17 protein-coding genes are annotated in these 16094 nt (G+C 42.5%); 1 reads left to right on the plus strand and 16 read right to left on the minus strand.

Features of this window, described 5'->3' with window-relative positions; genetic code table 11:
• Window positions 1-4: 4 nt before the first annotated feature.
• From hslU to H625_RS13180, 10 genes are all read right to left on the minus strand, one after another.
• Entirely contained in the window at window positions 5-1384 is a 1380-nt protein-coding gene (hslU, locus tag H625_RS0102025; protein ID WP_026858403.1) for an ATP-dependent protease ATPase subunit HslU, read from the minus strand.
• Between the two features lie 16 nt (window positions 1385-1400).
• Complete coding sequence (gene hslV, locus H625_RS0102030) at window positions 1401-1928, minus strand: HslVU peptidase proteolytic subunit (protein WP_035784944.1); 528 nt, start codon at window positions 1926-1928, stop codon at window positions 1401-1403.
• Between the two features lie 4 nt (window positions 1929-1932).
• A complete protein-coding gene (gene xerA / locus H625_RS0102035) occupies window positions 1933-2811 on the minus strand; it encodes a site-specific tyrosine recombinase/integron integrase (RefSeq protein WP_281170638.1) in 879 nt (292 codons plus the stop codon).
• Between the two features lie 299 nt (window positions 2812-3110).
• A complete protein-coding gene (gene topA, locus H625_RS0102040) occupies window positions 3111-5180 on the minus strand; it encodes a type I DNA topoisomerase (RefSeq protein WP_026858406.1) in 2070 nt (689 codons plus the stop codon).
• Window positions 5181-5289: 109 nt separating this feature from the next.
• Window positions 5290-6078 (minus strand): DNA-processing protein DprA, encoded by a 789-nt coding sequence (gene dprA / locus H625_RS12410; RefSeq protein ID WP_035784947.1) that lies wholly within the window; start codon window positions 6076-6078, stop codon window positions 5290-5292.
• Between the two features lie 159 nt (window positions 6079-6237).
• Window positions 6238-7146: a succinate--CoA ligase subunit alpha gene (gene sucD / locus H625_RS0102050; RefSeq protein WP_026858407.1), complete on the minus strand. Its 909-nt coding sequence runs from the start codon at window positions 7144-7146 to the stop codon at window positions 6238-6240.
• Window positions 7147-7163: 17 nt separating this feature from the next.
• Entirely contained in the window at window positions 7164-8333 is a 1170-nt protein-coding gene (gene sucC / locus H625_RS0102055; protein ID WP_026858408.1) for an ADP-forming succinate--CoA ligase subunit beta, read from the minus strand.
• 221 nt (window positions 8334-8554) lie between these two features.
• Window positions 8555-9307: a ribonuclease HII gene (locus H625_RS0102060; RefSeq protein WP_026858409.1), complete on the minus strand. Its 753-nt coding sequence runs from the start codon at window positions 9305-9307 to the stop codon at window positions 8555-8557.
• 4 nt (window positions 9308-9311) lie between these two features.
• The gene (ylqF, locus tag H625_RS0102065) at window positions 9312-10169 is read right to left on the minus strand and encodes a ribosome biogenesis GTPase YlqF (protein WP_026858410.1); all 858 of its coding nucleotides are present in this window, start codon (window positions 10167-10169) and stop codon (window positions 9312-9314) included.
• Between the two features lie 350 nt (window positions 10170-10519).
• Window positions 10520-11497, minus strand: a complete 978-nt coding sequence (locus H625_RS13180) for a nuclease-related domain-containing protein (RefSeq protein WP_026858411.1) — start codon at window positions 11495-11497, stop codon at window positions 10520-10522.
• Between the two features lie 159 nt (window positions 11498-11656).
• On the opposite strand from H625_RS13180, the gene H625_RS0102075 reads away from it, so the two are divergent.
• The gene (locus H625_RS0102075) at window positions 11657-12385 is read left to right on the plus strand and encodes a gamma-glutamyl-gamma-aminobutyrate hydrolase family protein (RefSeq protein ID WP_035784950.1); all 729 of its coding nucleotides are present in this window, start codon (window positions 11657-11659) and stop codon (window positions 12383-12385) included.
• 45 nt (window positions 12386-12430) lie between these two features.
• Here the strand turns inward: H625_RS0102075 and rplS are convergent, their stop codons facing one another.
• The 6 genes from rplS to ffh all read right to left on the minus strand — a co-directional run bounded on the left by rplS (window position 12431) and on the right by ffh (window position 16088).
• Complete coding sequence (gene rplS, locus H625_RS0102080) at window positions 12431-12778, minus strand: 50S ribosomal protein L19 (protein ID WP_026858413.1); 348 nt, start codon at window positions 12776-12778, stop codon at window positions 12431-12433.
• A gap of 140 nt (window positions 12779-12918) precedes the next feature.
• On the minus strand, window positions 12919-13590 hold the full coding sequence (gene trmD, locus H625_RS0102085; RefSeq protein WP_026858414.1) for a tRNA (guanosine(37)-N1)-methyltransferase TrmD: 672 nt from the start codon (window positions 13588-13590) through the stop codon (window positions 12919-12921).
• Window positions 13590-14084: a ribosome maturation factor RimM gene (gene rimM / locus H625_RS0102090; RefSeq protein WP_026858415.1), complete on the minus strand. Its 495-nt coding sequence runs from the start codon at window positions 14082-14084 to the stop codon at window positions 13590-13592. The genes trmD and rimM overlap by 1 nt, the downstream gene beginning before the upstream one ends.
• 49 nt (window positions 14085-14133) lie before the next feature.
• A complete protein-coding gene (locus H625_RS0102095) occupies window positions 14134-14361 on the minus strand; it encodes a KH domain-containing protein (protein WP_026858416.1) in 228 nt (75 codons plus the stop codon).
• Window positions 14362-14366: 5 nt separating this feature from the next.
• A complete protein-coding gene (rpsP, locus tag H625_RS0102100) occupies window positions 14367-14642 on the minus strand; it encodes a 30S ribosomal protein S16 (RefSeq protein WP_026858417.1) in 276 nt (91 codons plus the stop codon).
• A gap of 99 nt (window positions 14643-14741) precedes the next feature.
• On the minus strand, window positions 14742-16088 hold the full coding sequence (ffh, locus tag H625_RS0102105) for a signal recognition particle protein (RefSeq protein ID WP_026858418.1): 1347 nt from the start codon (window positions 16086-16088) through the stop codon (window positions 14742-14744).
• Window positions 16089-16094 lie beyond the last annotated feature (6 nt).

Genomic DNA, 16094 nt, shown 5'->3' on the forward strand with positions numbered 1-16094 from the left:
TATTTTATAAAATAAATTCACTTAAATCTTTATCTGTAGAAATATGATCCAGTTTCGAATCGACGTAGCGCTTCGTAATCTCAACGTGCGCACCCTGCATACTGCTCGCTTCAAACAACAGCTCTTCGAGCAGTGTTTCTAATATTGTATGAAGTCTTCTTGCACCGATATCATCTGTCGATGAGTTTACCTTGTAGGCAATCTCAGCAAGTGCTCTGATTGCTTCATCTGTAAATGACACCGATACTTCTTCTGTTTTCAGCAAGGCTTCGTACTGCTGCAGCAATGAATTCTTCGGTTCTTTTAAAATGCGTTCGAAATCATCTGTCGTCAGTTTGTTCAGTTCGACGCGGAGCGGGAAACGCCCCTGCAGTTCAGGAATTAAATCACTTGGTTTGGCAACGTGAAATGCACCTGCTCCGATAAATAAAATATAATCCGTTTTAATCGAACCGTATTTAGTCTGCACTGTTGAACCTTCAACGATTGGTAAAATATCGCGCTGCACACCTTCGCGTGAAACGTCACCCGAGTTCTGGCTGCTTTTAGCGATCTTATCAATTTCATCGATAAAGATAATTCCCGTTGTTTCTGCCAGTTCAATCGCCTCGTCATTTACATTATCGAGGTCGATCAGCTTTTCAGCTTCTTCATCGATTAAATACTGACGTGCTTTTTTCACTGTCATCGTGCGTTTGTTTTTCTTCTTCGGCATTAAGTTTTGCAGCATGTCGCCCATGCCGTTGTTATCCATACCCGGCATCATCATGCCAAGCTGATTTGAACTTTCAGCCACTTCAATCGTCACTTTTTCATCTTCAAGCTTGCCGGCCAGGAGCTGACTTTTTATATCGCGGCGTTTCAGCCTGATTGAATCATCTATTTCTTCCAGCTCTTCTTCTTCATTCTGCTGGTTCATCAGCATTTCAAACGGGTTATTACTTGCCGGTTGTTGTTTTTTTCGTCCCGGTGCAATTAAACCTGTCAGACGTTCATTTGCTAAATCCAGCGCATCATCGGCGACTTCATTTTTCTTAGCCTCTTTGACCATGCGGACAGCACTGTCGACCAGGTCTCTGACCATAGATTCAACATCGCGGCCGACGTAACCGACTTCCGTATACTTAGTCGCTTCAACTTTTGTGTAGGGGCTGCCGGTAATTTTAGCAATGCGTCTTGCGATTTCTGTTTTCCCGACACCGGTCGGTCCAATCATCAGAATATTTTTAGGAATAACTTCCTCTTTCAGTTCATCGTCAAGCAGCATTCTTCTGTAGCGGTTGCGCATTGCAATCGCGACTTTTCGTTTTGCTTCATCCTGCCCGATAATACTTTCATCGAGGCGGGCTGTAATTTCTCTTGGAGAAAGATTGGTGTTTGACATTTATCTCACTCTTTCTTTAATCGATTGTTTCTACTATTATATTATCGTTAGTAAATACGCAGATTTCACTTGCCAGAGTCAAGCTGTCACGCGCAATCATTTCAGCACTTAAATCTGCACCGTGTTTCTTCAGTGCGCGTCCTGCTGCGAGCGCGTAATTGCCGCCGGAACCAATTGCCAGAATGCCGTCATCCGGTTCAATCACTTCACCTGTACCGGAGACGAGCAGCAAATCGTTTTTATCCATTACAATCAGCATCGCTTCCAGCTGGCGGAGCATTTTATCACCGCGCCATTCTTTAGCCAGTTCAACTGCAGCACGCTGCAGATTGCCGTTGTACTCATGCAGATTCGCTTCAAATTTTTCAAACAGTGTAAAAGCATCTGCCACACTGCCTGCAAAACCTGCTACGACCTGATCGTTAAATAAACGGCGGACTTTTCTTGCGGTATGTTTCATTACGACCTGATTGCCGAGTGTTACCTGGCCATCACCTGCAATCGCCATTTGGCCATGATGCTTAATCGCGAATATCGTCGTCATCTTGTCACCTCTTTTTATTACTCGGGTGTGCATTTAAATAAGTCTTTTTAACCTGATCAGTCGTCACGTGCGTATAACGCTGTGTCGTTGATAAAGACTCATGGCCGAGCAAATCCTGCACTGCCCGTAAATCTGCTCCGTTGTTCAGTAAATGCGTTGCAAACGTATGCCGGAAAGTATGCGGATGAATGTCCAAGTGGAGTGCGCTGCGCTTCACCGTCATATCGATAATATGGCGGAGTCCGCGAACTGTGAGCGGCCCTCCTCTGTGATTTACCCACATTGCATCATTCTTAAGTATTTCTTCGCTGTATGTTTCTGCATAACTTTCCAAAGCACGGGCTGCACGGTCATGAAACGGTACGACCCGCCATTTGCGTCCTTTCCCGAGCACCCTGACAATCTGTACTGTGAAATCAATGTCCTTCAGCCTTAAACCAATCAGTTCACTCGCCCGCATACCGGTGGCGTAAAGCAGTTCCAGTATTGCGAGGTCACGTTCATACATTTTATGATTCTGATCCAGACTTTCAAATAGCGCTTCGATTTCATTCTCGTACATAAAATCCGGGAGCACTTCTTCCTTTTTTGGAAAAGGCAGTGCCGTAAACGGATTTATATCGACGCATTCTCTGTCAGCTAAATAATTATAGTAGCTTCTAAGCGTCGATATTTTTCTCGATACGGTTGATTTTTTAAAATTGCGGTCATACAGCATTGCCAGGTAGTTTCTTGCATCCATATATTTAAATGCTGGTACCGATAAACTTTCAGTCTTCAAAAAAGTTATGAATTCATGAATATCATGATCATAACTTTTTATAGAATGATCGGAAAAATTACGCTGATACTTAAGCATTCGTAAATAATCATTGACGTAAATTTCGACCACCTCATCCTTTGTCTGAATTTTATCATAATTTAAATTATTTAGCCAAGCAATACAATGTAAACTAGTCCGCAAGTAAACAACAGTAGTTATATTAAACCATTTTTAATTAAATTGCACTTAATTGTACAAATATTTATAATTCTGTCAAAAAGGAAGACAATAAAGGCGCTTTCATTTCGTTTACCTTGTAATTGCCTGCAGGATGGGATTCAGAGTGGTGTTCAAATAAAGTTAACACATACCGAAGATTTAAAAAAACCGTCCCCGAATCACCGGGGACGGTTCATTAATTAGCTTGCGTCTTCTTTATATTCACAGTTCGTACATTTAACCTGTGCTTTTTTACCTTTTTTCGTTTCAACCAGGTGATGTTCACATTTCGGACAGTCGCGACCGATTGGACGATCCCACGATACATAGTCGCATTCAGGATATCTTTCACAGCCGAAGAAAATACGGTTTCTCTTCGATTTGCGTTCGACGACTTCTCCTTCTTTACAAGTTGGGCATTTAACGCCGATTTCTTTGACGATTGCTTTCGTGTTGCGGCAGTCAGGGAAATTCGAACATGCCATGAATTTACCGTAACGTCCCATTTTGTAAACCATCGGAGAACCGCATTTTTCACAGTCTTCTCCAACCGGTTCGTCTTTAATTTCGATTTTTTCCATTTCTGCTTCCGCGCGGTCAACCTGCGGACTGAAGCCTTTATAGAATTCGTCGATAACTTCGCGCCATTCTTTTTTACCGTCAGCTACTGAGTCGAGGCTTTCTTCCATATTGCGGGTAAAGGCAATATCGATAATATCCGGGAAGTATTCCACAACCTGCTCGTTGACGATTTCACCGATTTCTGTCGGGATAAAACGTTTCTGGTCCATGCGGACATAGTTACGTTTTTGAATGGTATCGATTGTCGGTGCGTAAGTTGACGGCCGTCCGATTCCCGATTCTTCCAATGTCTTAACTAGACGAGCCTCAGTAAATCTCGGCGGCGGCTGTGTGTAGTGCTGCGCCGGTTCAATTTTTTCTGATGTTACCGTCTCTCCTTCATTCATTTCAGGAAGTTTACTGTTTAAATCATCTTCAGTGTCATCAGTGCCTTCGATGTAAATTTGCATAAAACCTTTAAATTTAATCGTCTGGCCGGTACTTCTGAAGAGTACGCCGTTGTTGCTCAAATCTATTTTAACTGTATCTAATATTGCCGGCGCCATCTGGCTTGCAATGAAGCGGTCCCAGATCAGTTTATACAGACGGTGCTGATCGCGGCTCAAATACTGCTTCATATTATCCGGTGTACGGTTTGCAGATGTCGGACGGACTGCCTCGTGCGCATCCTGTGACGCAGCTTTAGCTGCTGATTTCTGCGTGCCGGTATATTCTTTGCCGTATGTCGACTCGATTAAATCGTATGCTTCATCCTTGGCAGTATTTGAAATACGTGTCGAATCCGTTCTCATATAAGTAATCAGACCGACTGTACCTTCTTTTTTAATATCGATACCTTCATACAGCTGCTGAGCGAGCATCATTGTTTTACGCGCTTTGTAGTTCAGCTTGCGCGCTGCTTCCTGCTGCAGTGAAGAAGTTGTAAACGGCTGTGCCGGATTACGTTTTTTCTCTTTTTTCTCAACAGAATCGATATTGAAATCCGAACCTTTTATTTGACCCATGACTTTATCGACATCGTCTTTATTCTGAAGTTTAGTTTTCTGCTTATCTGAAGCAAGCTTGTTAAATTTACCTGTGAATTTCGAGCGGCCAGTTTTAAATGTTCCTTCAATAGACCAGTATTCTTCAGGAACGAATTTACGGATTTCGTTTTCACGGTCGATAATTAATTTCAGTGCAACCGACTGAACACGTCCTGCCGATAATCCTTTTTTAACTTTCTTCCATAATACAGGTGAGATGTTGTAACCTACAAGGCGGTCAAGTATGCGTCTTGCCTGCTGCGCATCTACCAGCTGCATATCGATTTCAGATGGTGTTTTAAAACTTTCTTTAACTGCATCTTTTGTAATCTCATTAAAGACCACACGGTAGTAATCATTGTCTGCCCCAAGTGCATGGCTCAGATGCCAGGCAATTGCTTCCCCTTCTCTGTCGGGGTCACTTGCTAAGAATACTTTCTTCGCTTTTTTCGCTTCTTTTTTCAATTCTTTTAGTAACGGGCCTTTACCGCGTATCGTAATATATTTAGGTTCGTAATTATTTTCTGTATCAATTCCAGTCTGACTGCGCGGAAGATCTCTCACGTGTCCCATGGAAGCAATTACTTTATAACGTTTACCGAGGTACTTTTCAATCGTCTTTGCTTTCGCAGGTGATTCTACGATCACTAAATTGTCTGCCACTCTGCTGCCTCCTAATTTGCTTTTAATCTATTCAAGTCCAAATGATACACAGTTAAATTTTACTTTGTCAATGAAAATCCACTTATTATAATATTTCGTCTTGCTGCTTTCAGTCGAAATCTCTCTGAATATCATCTGCTTCTGTCACAACTGATGCGCCTTCTTTTATACGTAAATTTGTTCCTTTTGACAGTGCGGATGTAATATTTCCCGGCAGACAGTATGCGTTCCGGTTATCGTCGAGTGCCATCTCAAGCGTAATTAAACTGCCGCTTTTTTCTTCCGCTTCTGTTACAAGGACACCTCGGGCAGAGCCGGCAATAATTCTATTGCGTGCAACGAACTGCCATTTCCGGATTGGTGTGTCCGGCGGATATTCGCTGATTGTCAGATGACTCTGTTCCATCTCCCGGCGGATATCCGCAGTTGTTTTTGGATAGTGTGTACTGTGCCCGAATGCAAGCACACCAATCGTCTTCATATTATTGCCGATTGCCGTCTTGTGTGCCGCTTCATCCGCACCGTAGGCAAGTCCTGATATAATAGCAATGTTTTTAAGACTCGGCAAGAGCACCTCCAGAGATTTAGCTGTATAGCTTGTCGATTTTCTGCTGCCAACGACACCGAGCATATCTTCCATTAAGTACCTGGGGTTCCCGCGGTAATATAATATGTAGGGAAAATCATAAATTTCTTTCAGTAAAGGCGGATAAAGTGAGTGTTCATGCGTAATATAGCTGATATTCAGCCTGTCCAGATCTGTGATAATTTTCTTTCTGTCAAGAGTATTTGCAAACTCAATTTTGCGCTTTAATTCAGGCGAAATAAAACCGTTATTTAAGAGTGATAAATATTCTTTTGAAGTAACCCCTGCATAGCTCATAAGTAGTAAATCCATATGTGCCTCCCCTGATATTATGATACTTATATTATAAGAGATTTCAGGCTTATTCAGATTTCAATTTACCGACAAATATTTCCAGAAAAAGACAAAAAAAGACGATAATCCATTAGGATTACCGCCGTTTTTCACTCACATGCACGAGTTATATTACATTTATTTTACTGTTAAACATTTTTCGTAAAGACCGTCTTCTTCTTTGATGCGCTCGATAAGCGTTTCACCAATTTCAGAAGGTGTTGCAGCTGTTTTAATTCCGCATTCGTTCATGACACGGATTTTTTCGTCAGCTGTCCCTTTACCGCCTGAAATAATCGCACCGGCATGGCCCATACGTTTTCCTGGAGGTGCAGTTTGTCCGCCGATGAAGCCGACAACAGGTTTAGTCATGTTATCACGAACCCACTCTGCAGCTTCTTCTTCAGCAGTACCGCCGATTTCCCCGATCATTACTACAGCGTAAGTTTCTGGATCTTCGTTGAATTCTTTAAGCACATCGATAAAGTTCGTACCGTTAACAGGGTCTCCGCCGATACCGACAGCAGATGTCTGGCCGACACCTTCCTGAGTTAACTGATGAACTGCTTCATAAGTTAGTGTACCTGAACGTGATACGACACCAACGTGTCCTTTTTTGTGGATATAGCCGGGCATAATACCGATTTTAGTTTCATCGGCAGTAATAACACCTGGACAGTTCGGTCCGATAAGACGCGTGTTTTTACCTTCTAAATAACGTACTACTTTAACCATATCGAGTACCGGAATATGCTCAGTAATACAAATTACGAGGTCCAGTTCAGCATCTGCAGCTTCAATGATTGAATCTGCAGCGAATGGTGCCGGCACGTATACTACTGATACTGTTGCGCCAGTTTCTTTTTTAGCTTCTTCTACAGTGTTGAATACAGGAACGCCTTCAACTTCCTGTCCGCCTTTACCAGGTGTCACACCAGCAACGATTTGAGTACCATACTCAAGCATCTGCTTTGTGTGGAATAGTGCTGTTGAACCGGTAATACCCTGTACAATTACTTTAGTATTCTTATCTACAAATACAGCCACAATATATTCCTCCGTTATTATTTATTTTCGTTTACAGCAGCGATGATCTTCTCGGCACCTTCAGCCATTGTGCTTGCCGATGTGATTGCAAGACCTGAATCTGCAAGAATCTGTTTACCTTCTTTAACGTTTGTACCTTCCAGACGAACGACAAGAGGAATTTCAAGACCAACGTTATTTACAGCCTCAACGACACCTTCAGCGATAACGTCACACTTCATAATACCGCCGAAAATGTTTACAAAGATACCTTCTACAGCTTTGTCACTTAAAATAAGTTTGAATGCTTCGGTAACTTTTTCAGCAGTCGCGCCGCCCCCTACGTCAAGGAAGTTGGCAGGTCTTCCGCCGAAGTGGTTAATCGTATCCATCGTTGCCATAGCAAGTCCGGCACCGTTAACCATACAGCCGATATTACCTTCTAAAGCGATATATGCTAAATCGTGCTTAGAAGCTTCGATTTCTTTTTCATCTTCTTCATCAAAGTCGCGTAATTCAACGACATCTTTGTTTCTGTATAATGCATTCGCATCGAAGTTAACTTTCGCATCAAGCGCAATAACTTCGCCGTCACTTGTAGTTACAAGCGGGTTAATTTCCATAATTGCAGCATCTTTTTTGATAAATACATCGTATAAAGAAAGCATTAATTTAGCTGCTTTGTTTACAGACGCTGTTGGAATATTAATATTGAACGCAAGTCTCTTAGCCTGGAACGGCATAAGACCTACAGCAGGATCAATAACTTCTTTAAAAATCTTTTCAGGAGTTGCTTCTGCTACTTCTTCGATTTCTGTTCCGCCTTCTTCAGAACCCATTAATGTAACGCGGTTCGTCGCGCGGTCAATTACAAAACCTAAGTAGTATTCGCTGTCGATATCGCAGCCTTCTTCAACGAGAAGACGTTTGATTTCAGTCCCGTCCGGACCGTTCTGATGAGTAACTAAGACTTTGCCTAATAATTCTTCAGCATATTCCTTAACCTCATCGACAGATTTCGCTATCTTAACGCCGCCTGCTTTACCACGGCCACCTGCGTGGATTTGAGCTTTAACAACGTAGACATCTGAATCAAGTGTTTTTGCAACTTCAACTGCTTCTTCTGGTGTAAGAGCAACGTCACCTTTAGGTACGTTTACACCCATTGAGCGAAAAATTTCTTTTCCTTGATACTCATGGATATTCATGATTTTCCTCCTAAGACTTTTTAATAAAGCTTACATTCCTAATTATAGGAAACACTCACTCGAATGTAAACGTGTAAGTGGCAACTAATCAAACAAATTATTATTATTTTGCGAAAGTTTGAAAAATAAATCACAAGTTACCCGGAATATGGTTCGAAACCGCAGTATTATTGAAATTTAGAACGTTTATCGCGCTAATGATTGTGAAATAAAACACTTAGTTAATTTAGAAACATACTTTTTACCGGTTCAAATGTCTTCCGGTGGATGGGCGTTGCTCCGTATTTTTCAAGTGCTTCAAGATGCGCTTTCGTACCGTAGCCTTTATGATTTAAAAATCCATATTCCGGATATTCTATAGCGTATTCTTCCATCATTAAATCACGCGTCGTTTTCGCAATAATTGAAGCTGCAGCGATAGAGTTCGACACTGCATCTCCTTTAATGATAGACGTCTGCGGCACACCGTTGTCGAGCGTCATTGCATCGATCAGTAAATGTTCAGGCTGACCCGATAAATTATCAAGCGCACGCTGCATCGCAATTTTCGTTGCCTTGTAAATGTTATGCATGTCGATTTCTTCAGCTGTTGCAATACCCACTCCGTAATCGGCATATTCCATAATTTCTTCACGCAGTGCGAGCCGTCTCTTCAGCGGAACTTTTTTAGAATCATCGAGTCCGATTATTTTATAATCCTGCGGCAGAATAACAGCTGCTGCCACGACATCGCCTGCCAAGGGACCCCGCCCAGCTTCATCGATACCGGCAATAATGATATCCGGGTGTTTGTTTTCATGCATCATCATCGCGTTGAAATGTTCAGCGAGCGCCACTTCTTTTTGGAGTACGCGCGCCCGAGATTTAAGCGCGCCCTGTACACCTTTGCGCTCGTCTTCGTTATAGGCCGAGGCCGTTAAATCGGCCATGGTTTTTATCTTGTTAATCTCCAGTTTAATATCGCTTATCTTCATATTATTATTCAGCATCCTCAGGCAAATCGAATGTAAACTGACCGATTTTCGCATCGCGTGTATCGTAAATCACTTTTTCCGCAACGCGTTCGTAGTCGATTTCATTGCCGCTAATTTTAAAGCCGCGCGACTGGCCGATGGCGTCAAAGATTTCCACGATTTCAGAATTTTCATCGATATTAATATTATAAAATTTATTAATTGCATCAAGGTGATGTTCCCGCATGAATTTGAGTGCAAATATCGCAATGTCATCAAGGTTTACGACGTTATCTTTAATCGCACCTGTCAGAGATAGTTTACGGCCGATCGACTCATCTTCAAATTTGGGCCAGAGTACGCCCGGCGTGTCGAGCAGTTCCATTTTCGACCCTGCTTTAATCCACTGCTGTGCTTTAGTTACGCCCGGTGTATTACCCGTTTTCGCAACTTTACGTTTTGCTATATTGTTAATAATCGTTGATTTCCCAACGTTCGGAATTCCGACAATCATCGCTCTGATGGCGCGCGGATTAATGCCTTTTCGTTCCATACGTTCAAAGATTTCCTTGGTCGCTTCGACTACTGTATTTTCAATCTTCTTCAGCACGTTCGGCTCCTTGCCGTTCAGTGCTATAGGATAAACTCCGTCAGCTTTCAGCCGTTTAATCCAGCGATCCGTCTCTTTATTGCTGGCCATATCCTTCTTGTTCAGCACAACGACTCTCGGCTTGTCACCGATAACATGATCCAGCATCGGATTTTTGGAAGCATACGGTATACGCGCGTCCAGTATCTCGATAACTACGTCCACTTTCTTCAGACTCTCTTCAATTTGGCGGCGAGCCTTCGCCATGTGCCCCGGGAACCAGTTAATAGACATATCAGGTTGCCCCTTTCTGTATTGTTTCGATTTTGTAGTTTGTTTTATATATTCCTTTTACATTTTATCATGATTTTGACGTGTGATGTGAGGATGATTGGCTTGCAGAGTTTGTTATTTACTGACAGTGTCTGACAAATCCGTTTATCGGACAGTGTCAGTTCTACAGTGTCTGACAAATCCGTTTATCGGACAGTGTCGCTTCTACAGTGTCTGACAAATCTGTTTATCGGACAGTGTCAGTTCTACAGTGTCTGACAAATCTGTTTATCGGACAGTGTCAGTTCTACAGTGTCTGACAAATCCGTTTATCGGACAGTGTAGAACCAAAAGTATTAGATAATATCGAATTAGCTGAGATAGTCCTTATATTTACGGGTTTGCTGCTCTTTTCTCATGGCTTCATCGAAATCAAAATACTTAAATATATAATTACTAGTTTTATAGATTCCTTTGACATAACAATACTTATTCAGTACTCGCTGAAGAGTGCGAACATTCACGGCATTTCCCGTAAACTCCATCAGCCGCCTGCTTGTCATGGCTAAATCTCCAAACAGATATTTAAAATCGCTCATTGCCCGGACGAGATGCGTCTCATTGCTTTCACGTGAACCGCAGGTCATGCACAGCAAATGAAATTGCTGTTTTTCCAGCTGAAAACTCCCGCACCCGCCGCAGTACAGCCCATGTCTGACTGAATCGAATTCGACTCGATGTTTAAAGTATGGATTCTGCACGATGTGCCGTTCGATTATATCGGCAAGCTTAGATGCGCCTTCTCCGCTGTATTCGTTATAAAATCCGTTAAAGTGTCTTTTGAAATCAGCACGGAGTACTACTTGATTCCACACTTGGTCATCCTTCGTGAACAGCCGGAATGATTCGTTTGGGAAAATTAATTTCCCCGAAACTTCAAACTTAAATCCAGCGCCTCTCTGCAGATTCATCAGTTTTCCAACGGCCCGCCTGAGCTGACTCATCGGATCGTCGGGCAGCGTTGCCCCTCCACTTCGTGTCCACATGGAGGCTTCCACTTGATAGTCTCCAGTAAAGTTTTTAATTTCATTAACGATAATACCGGATTCACTGACAATCAGCGTATCGTACTGTGTAACGGACCCTTCAATCAGCAAATATAAATCACGGAATATGTACAGGTTCTCATGCCCTGCTTCATCTAAAATCATATCATAAACGCGTTCTCCTTCAACTCCCCGTTCCAGTCTGTGCAGTTTATCGAGATGATTTGCTCTCTGTATTGAACGATGCTTCAGTGCATAGTAGTGGAGCAGTTCCTCAGGTAATTTTCGAGCAGTTATAAACAAAATCTAACCCCCCTGTCGTTTCAGTTAACATAGTTATACACTAAAAAATAACATTAACACAACAAAATTTAACATATTGATAAACAACCATCTTATAATCCTCGATTAACTTCACTCATTTCCGGGTATAAACTAACAAACAACAAAAGGAGACATATTATGGGCAGACCGATTATTGGAATTACAACGGCAATAGAAGAGAAAAACATGAGTTTAAGACCGCACTACATAGAAGCGGTGACAGATCTCGGCGGTGTGCCGCTGCTGCTGGCGAAAAATGATGACGAACAGTCGATAAAAGAACAAATTGATGTGCTGGATGGTTTATATTTAACGGGCGGCAAGGATATTAATCCGAGTACTTATGATGAAGAACCGCATCCAAAACTAGAGGCTGTCGAGCACGGGCGTGATGAGTATGAAATTGAAGTCATTAAACATGCATACAAAAGAGGAATTCCGATTCTGGGAATTTGCCGCGGCAGCCAGCTGCTGAACAGCTTAACCGACGGCACGATGTATCAGGATTTGGAAGCTCAGTACGAAGGTGAAGATTTAATTCAGCATAAGCAGAAGTCAAACAGAGATTATCTTCAGCACAGCGTGCTGATTGAAGAAGGCTCCAGATTGCACAAAATCGTCGGCACGGATAAAATCAGGGTTAACAGTCACCATCATCAAGCGAACAAAGACGTTGATAATAAGGACTTTATCGTGTCTGGACGCGCGCCGGACGGTGTGATAGAAGCGCTCGAGGGTACGGGCAATACTTTTATAATGGGGCTGCAGTTCCATCCGGAGGATTCGTATAAATTTGATGAGCCTTCGAAGAAAATTCTGGAGGCCTTTCTGTCGGAAGCTCAGCAGTTCAGAGCTGAAAATAAATAAAAAAACACCCGGACCTCTAAAGGTTCGGGTGTTTTTAAAGCGGTCTTATCGGATTTCTCTAATACGAGCAGCTTTACCACGCAGGTTGCGCAGGTAGTAAAGTTTAGCACGACGTACGCGTCCACGGCGAACAACATCGATTTTCTCGATTTTAGGCGTGTGAACTGGGAATGTACGCTCAACACCGACACCGTAAGAAATCTTACGTACAGTGAAAGTTTCAGAAATTCCGCCTCCGCGGCGTTTGATTACAACACCTTCGAAAAGCTGGATTCTTTCGCGGTCTCCCTCTACAATACGAACGTGTACTTTAACTGTATCTCCTGATTTGAATTCAGGAAGATCAGATTTTAACTGGTCTTTAACGATAGAATTTAATAATTCCTGTGACATAATATATCTTCTCCTTCTTCCAGTTATCTTGCCCAATTTCTAAGCAGCGGATGACTGTGATATTTACGTGTATTTACACTCGTACAATATTACCATACAAACCCCAGTCCTTCAATCACTTTTACGAATAAAATTGAGCTTTATTCGTCTAGTAAATCCGGACGGCGTTCTCTTGTTCTTTTCAAGCTTTGTTCGTGACGCCATTCATCAATTAACTTATGGTTTCCCGATAATAGAACGTCCGGCACTGTCATGCCGCGGTACTCCCTCGGACGGGTATAATGCGGATGCTCAAGCATGCCCGTTGAGAATGAGTCTTCCTGGTGGCTGGCTTCATTGCTCAGCACATCGGGGATTAAACGGACGATAGCATCAGTCATTGTCAGTGATGCCAGTTCGCCGCCTGTTAAGACATAATCCCCTATAGATACTTCATCGGTTACAAGCGTACGGATACGCTCATCGTAACCTTCGTAATGACCGTTAATAAAGACAATATTGTCTTCTTCAGCCAGTTCCTCAGCCAGTTTCTGATCAAATGGTCTTCCCTGCGGACACATTAAAATAACGCGCTTCTTGCCTTTAATTTCAAGACTCTCCATTGCGTTGAATACAGGTTCCGGTTTTAAGACCATACCTGCCCCGCCGCCGTATGGATAGTCATCGACTTTGTTATGTTTATCATTTGAAAAGTCACGGAAATTAATCATGTGATAATTAACGATACCCTTGTCTTCAGCGCGTTTTAAAATAGAAGCACCGAGTATACCTTCATACATGTCCGGGAACAGTGTTAAATAATATATATTCATTAATCCAACAATCCTTCGAGTGGTGTAATTTCAACTATCCCGCGGTCAAAATCGACAGTTTTAACAACCTGTTCGATATAGGGAATTAAATATTCGCGCTCGCCGTCAATCACCCAGACGTCATTGGCGCCGGTGAACATGACATCTGAAATTTTACCAAGTTCTGTATTATCGTCCAGATTAATGACGGTTAAGCCGACAATATCACGGACGTGGTATTCATTGTCATCGAGTGCTAATTCTTCAGCATGGTCTTCGATAAAAACATCTTTGCCTTTTAGATGGATAATGTCATTTATGTTCGACACACCTTCAAACTTCAGCATATGAAAGTTTTTATGCGTGCGGTAAGATTCAATCGTCAGCTCGCCGCTGCCAATTTCAACTTTATTTCCCGCCTTGAAGCGTTCAAACAAAAAATCCGAGTCGCTTAATATTTTAACTTCGCCGCGCACACCGTGGAAATTTACCAATTTACCAATTTTAATTCGCAAGATGAACACCTCTTATAAAGAATAAAAAGACACACTGTTAAAGTGTGTCTTAATGCAAATCAACAAACACTTTCTTTGACGCGTCTCTGTCAGCGTTTGAAACTACAATGCGGAGCGCTTTAATAAAACGGCCGCCGCGGCCGATTATTCGTCCGACATCGGATTCATGTACGCTTATTTTATACGAAACTTTATGCGGCGTCTCATCACGCTTAATGACGAGTTCTTCCGGATAATCCAGCATCGGTTCAAGAATTGTTTGAAGTAATTTGTCCATCGGAATTATTTCCCGAATTTAGCATTGTGGAACTGTTCCATGATGCCTTTGTCACTGAAAATATTACGTACAGTGTCGCTTGGTTTAGCACCATTTTGCAACCACTCTAACGCTTTTTCGTTGTCTAATACAACGTTATCTTCAGATTTTGAAACCGGGTTATATGAACCGATTTGTTCGATGATTCTACCATCTCTCGGGCTGCGTGCATCTGCAACAACGATACGGTAGAAAGGATTTCTTTTAGAACCCTTACGAGTTAATCTAATTTTTACTGCCATGTGTGAAAACTCCTCTCTATACTTCTTTTCGACTTACTTATCATAACAAACGACAACACACATGTAAAGAGTTTATTCTTTACATGTGTGTATTTTATTTTAAAATGGAAGACCCATGCCGCCAAACGGATTTTTGCCTTTCTTTTTACCGCTTGTCATCTGTTTCATCATTTTCTTCATATCGTTAAATTGCTTCAGCAGGCGGTTAATTTCCTGCAGTGAACGGCCGGAACCTTTTGCAATACGCTTTTTACGGCTGGCATTCAGTTTTTCCGGGTGCTCGCGCTCATCGAATGTCATCGATCGGATAATCGCCTGGACGTGGTCGATTTCCTTGCCTGAGAACTGCATTTTATCGAGTCCTTTAATTTTATTCGCACCGGGCATCATTTTTAAAAGATCATCAAGCGGGCCCAATGTTTTCACCTGGTCCATCTGGCTGAGGAAATCATCCAGCGTGAAGCTTGAATCCTTAAGTTTTTTCTCGAGCGCTTTCTGTTCGTCTTCGTTCACATTATCCTGTGCTTTTTCAATAATAGAAAGCATGTCACCCATACCGAGTATACGTGAAGCCATGCGTTCCGGATGAAATGCTTCCAGTCCGTCCATTTTCTCTGACACACCAATAAATTTAATCGGTTTTTGTGTCACGGAACGGATAGACAATGCTGCCCCGCCTCGTGTATCGCCGTCGAGTTTAGTCAGCGTTACGCCGGTAATATTAAGCAGATCGTTAAAGCTTTCTGCAACGTTAACTGCATCCTGCCCTGTCATCGAGTCGACAACGAGCATAATTTCATCAGGATTAGTAATATCTTTGACGTTTTTAAGTTCATTCATCAGCGTTTCATCGATGTGCAGACGGCCTGCCGTATCGATAATTACCGTATCGAGATGTTCTTCTTTTGCATGCTCAAGTGCTTTCGTCGCTATTTCTTCAGGTTTAACCTGATCACCGAGCGAGAATACCGGCACATCAATCTGCTTGCCGACTGTTTCGAGCTGATCGATTGCTGCCGGACGGTAAATATCTCCCGCCACTAAGAGCGGACGCTTATTGTGTTTTTTACGCAGATGCAGCGCAAGTTTCCCTGCTGTCGTTGTTTTACCTGCACCTTGCAAACCGACCATCATAATGACTGTTGGCGGTTTCTGAGACAGATTAATCTTCTGATTTTCTCCGCCCATCAGTGATGTTAACTCTTCCTGTACGATTTTAATGACCTGCTGGCCGGGTGTTAAACTGGTCATTACATCCGAACCGAGTGCGCGTTCTTTAACGTCGTTGACGAACTGCTTCACAACTTTAAAGTTAACGTCGGCTTCAAGCAGTGCAAGGCGCACTTCGCGCATCATTAATTTAACGTCAGATTCAGTAACTTTACCTTTACCTTTTATGCGGTCCATCGTGGACTGCAGTCGTTCTCCAAGACCTTCAAAAGCCATAGTGCC

This window comes from Jeotgalicoccus psychrophilus DSM 19085, assembly GCF_000425845.1.
GTDB classification, from domain to species: Bacteria; Bacillota; Bacilli; order Staphylococcales; family Salinicoccaceae; genus Jeotgalicoccus; species Jeotgalicoccus psychrophilus.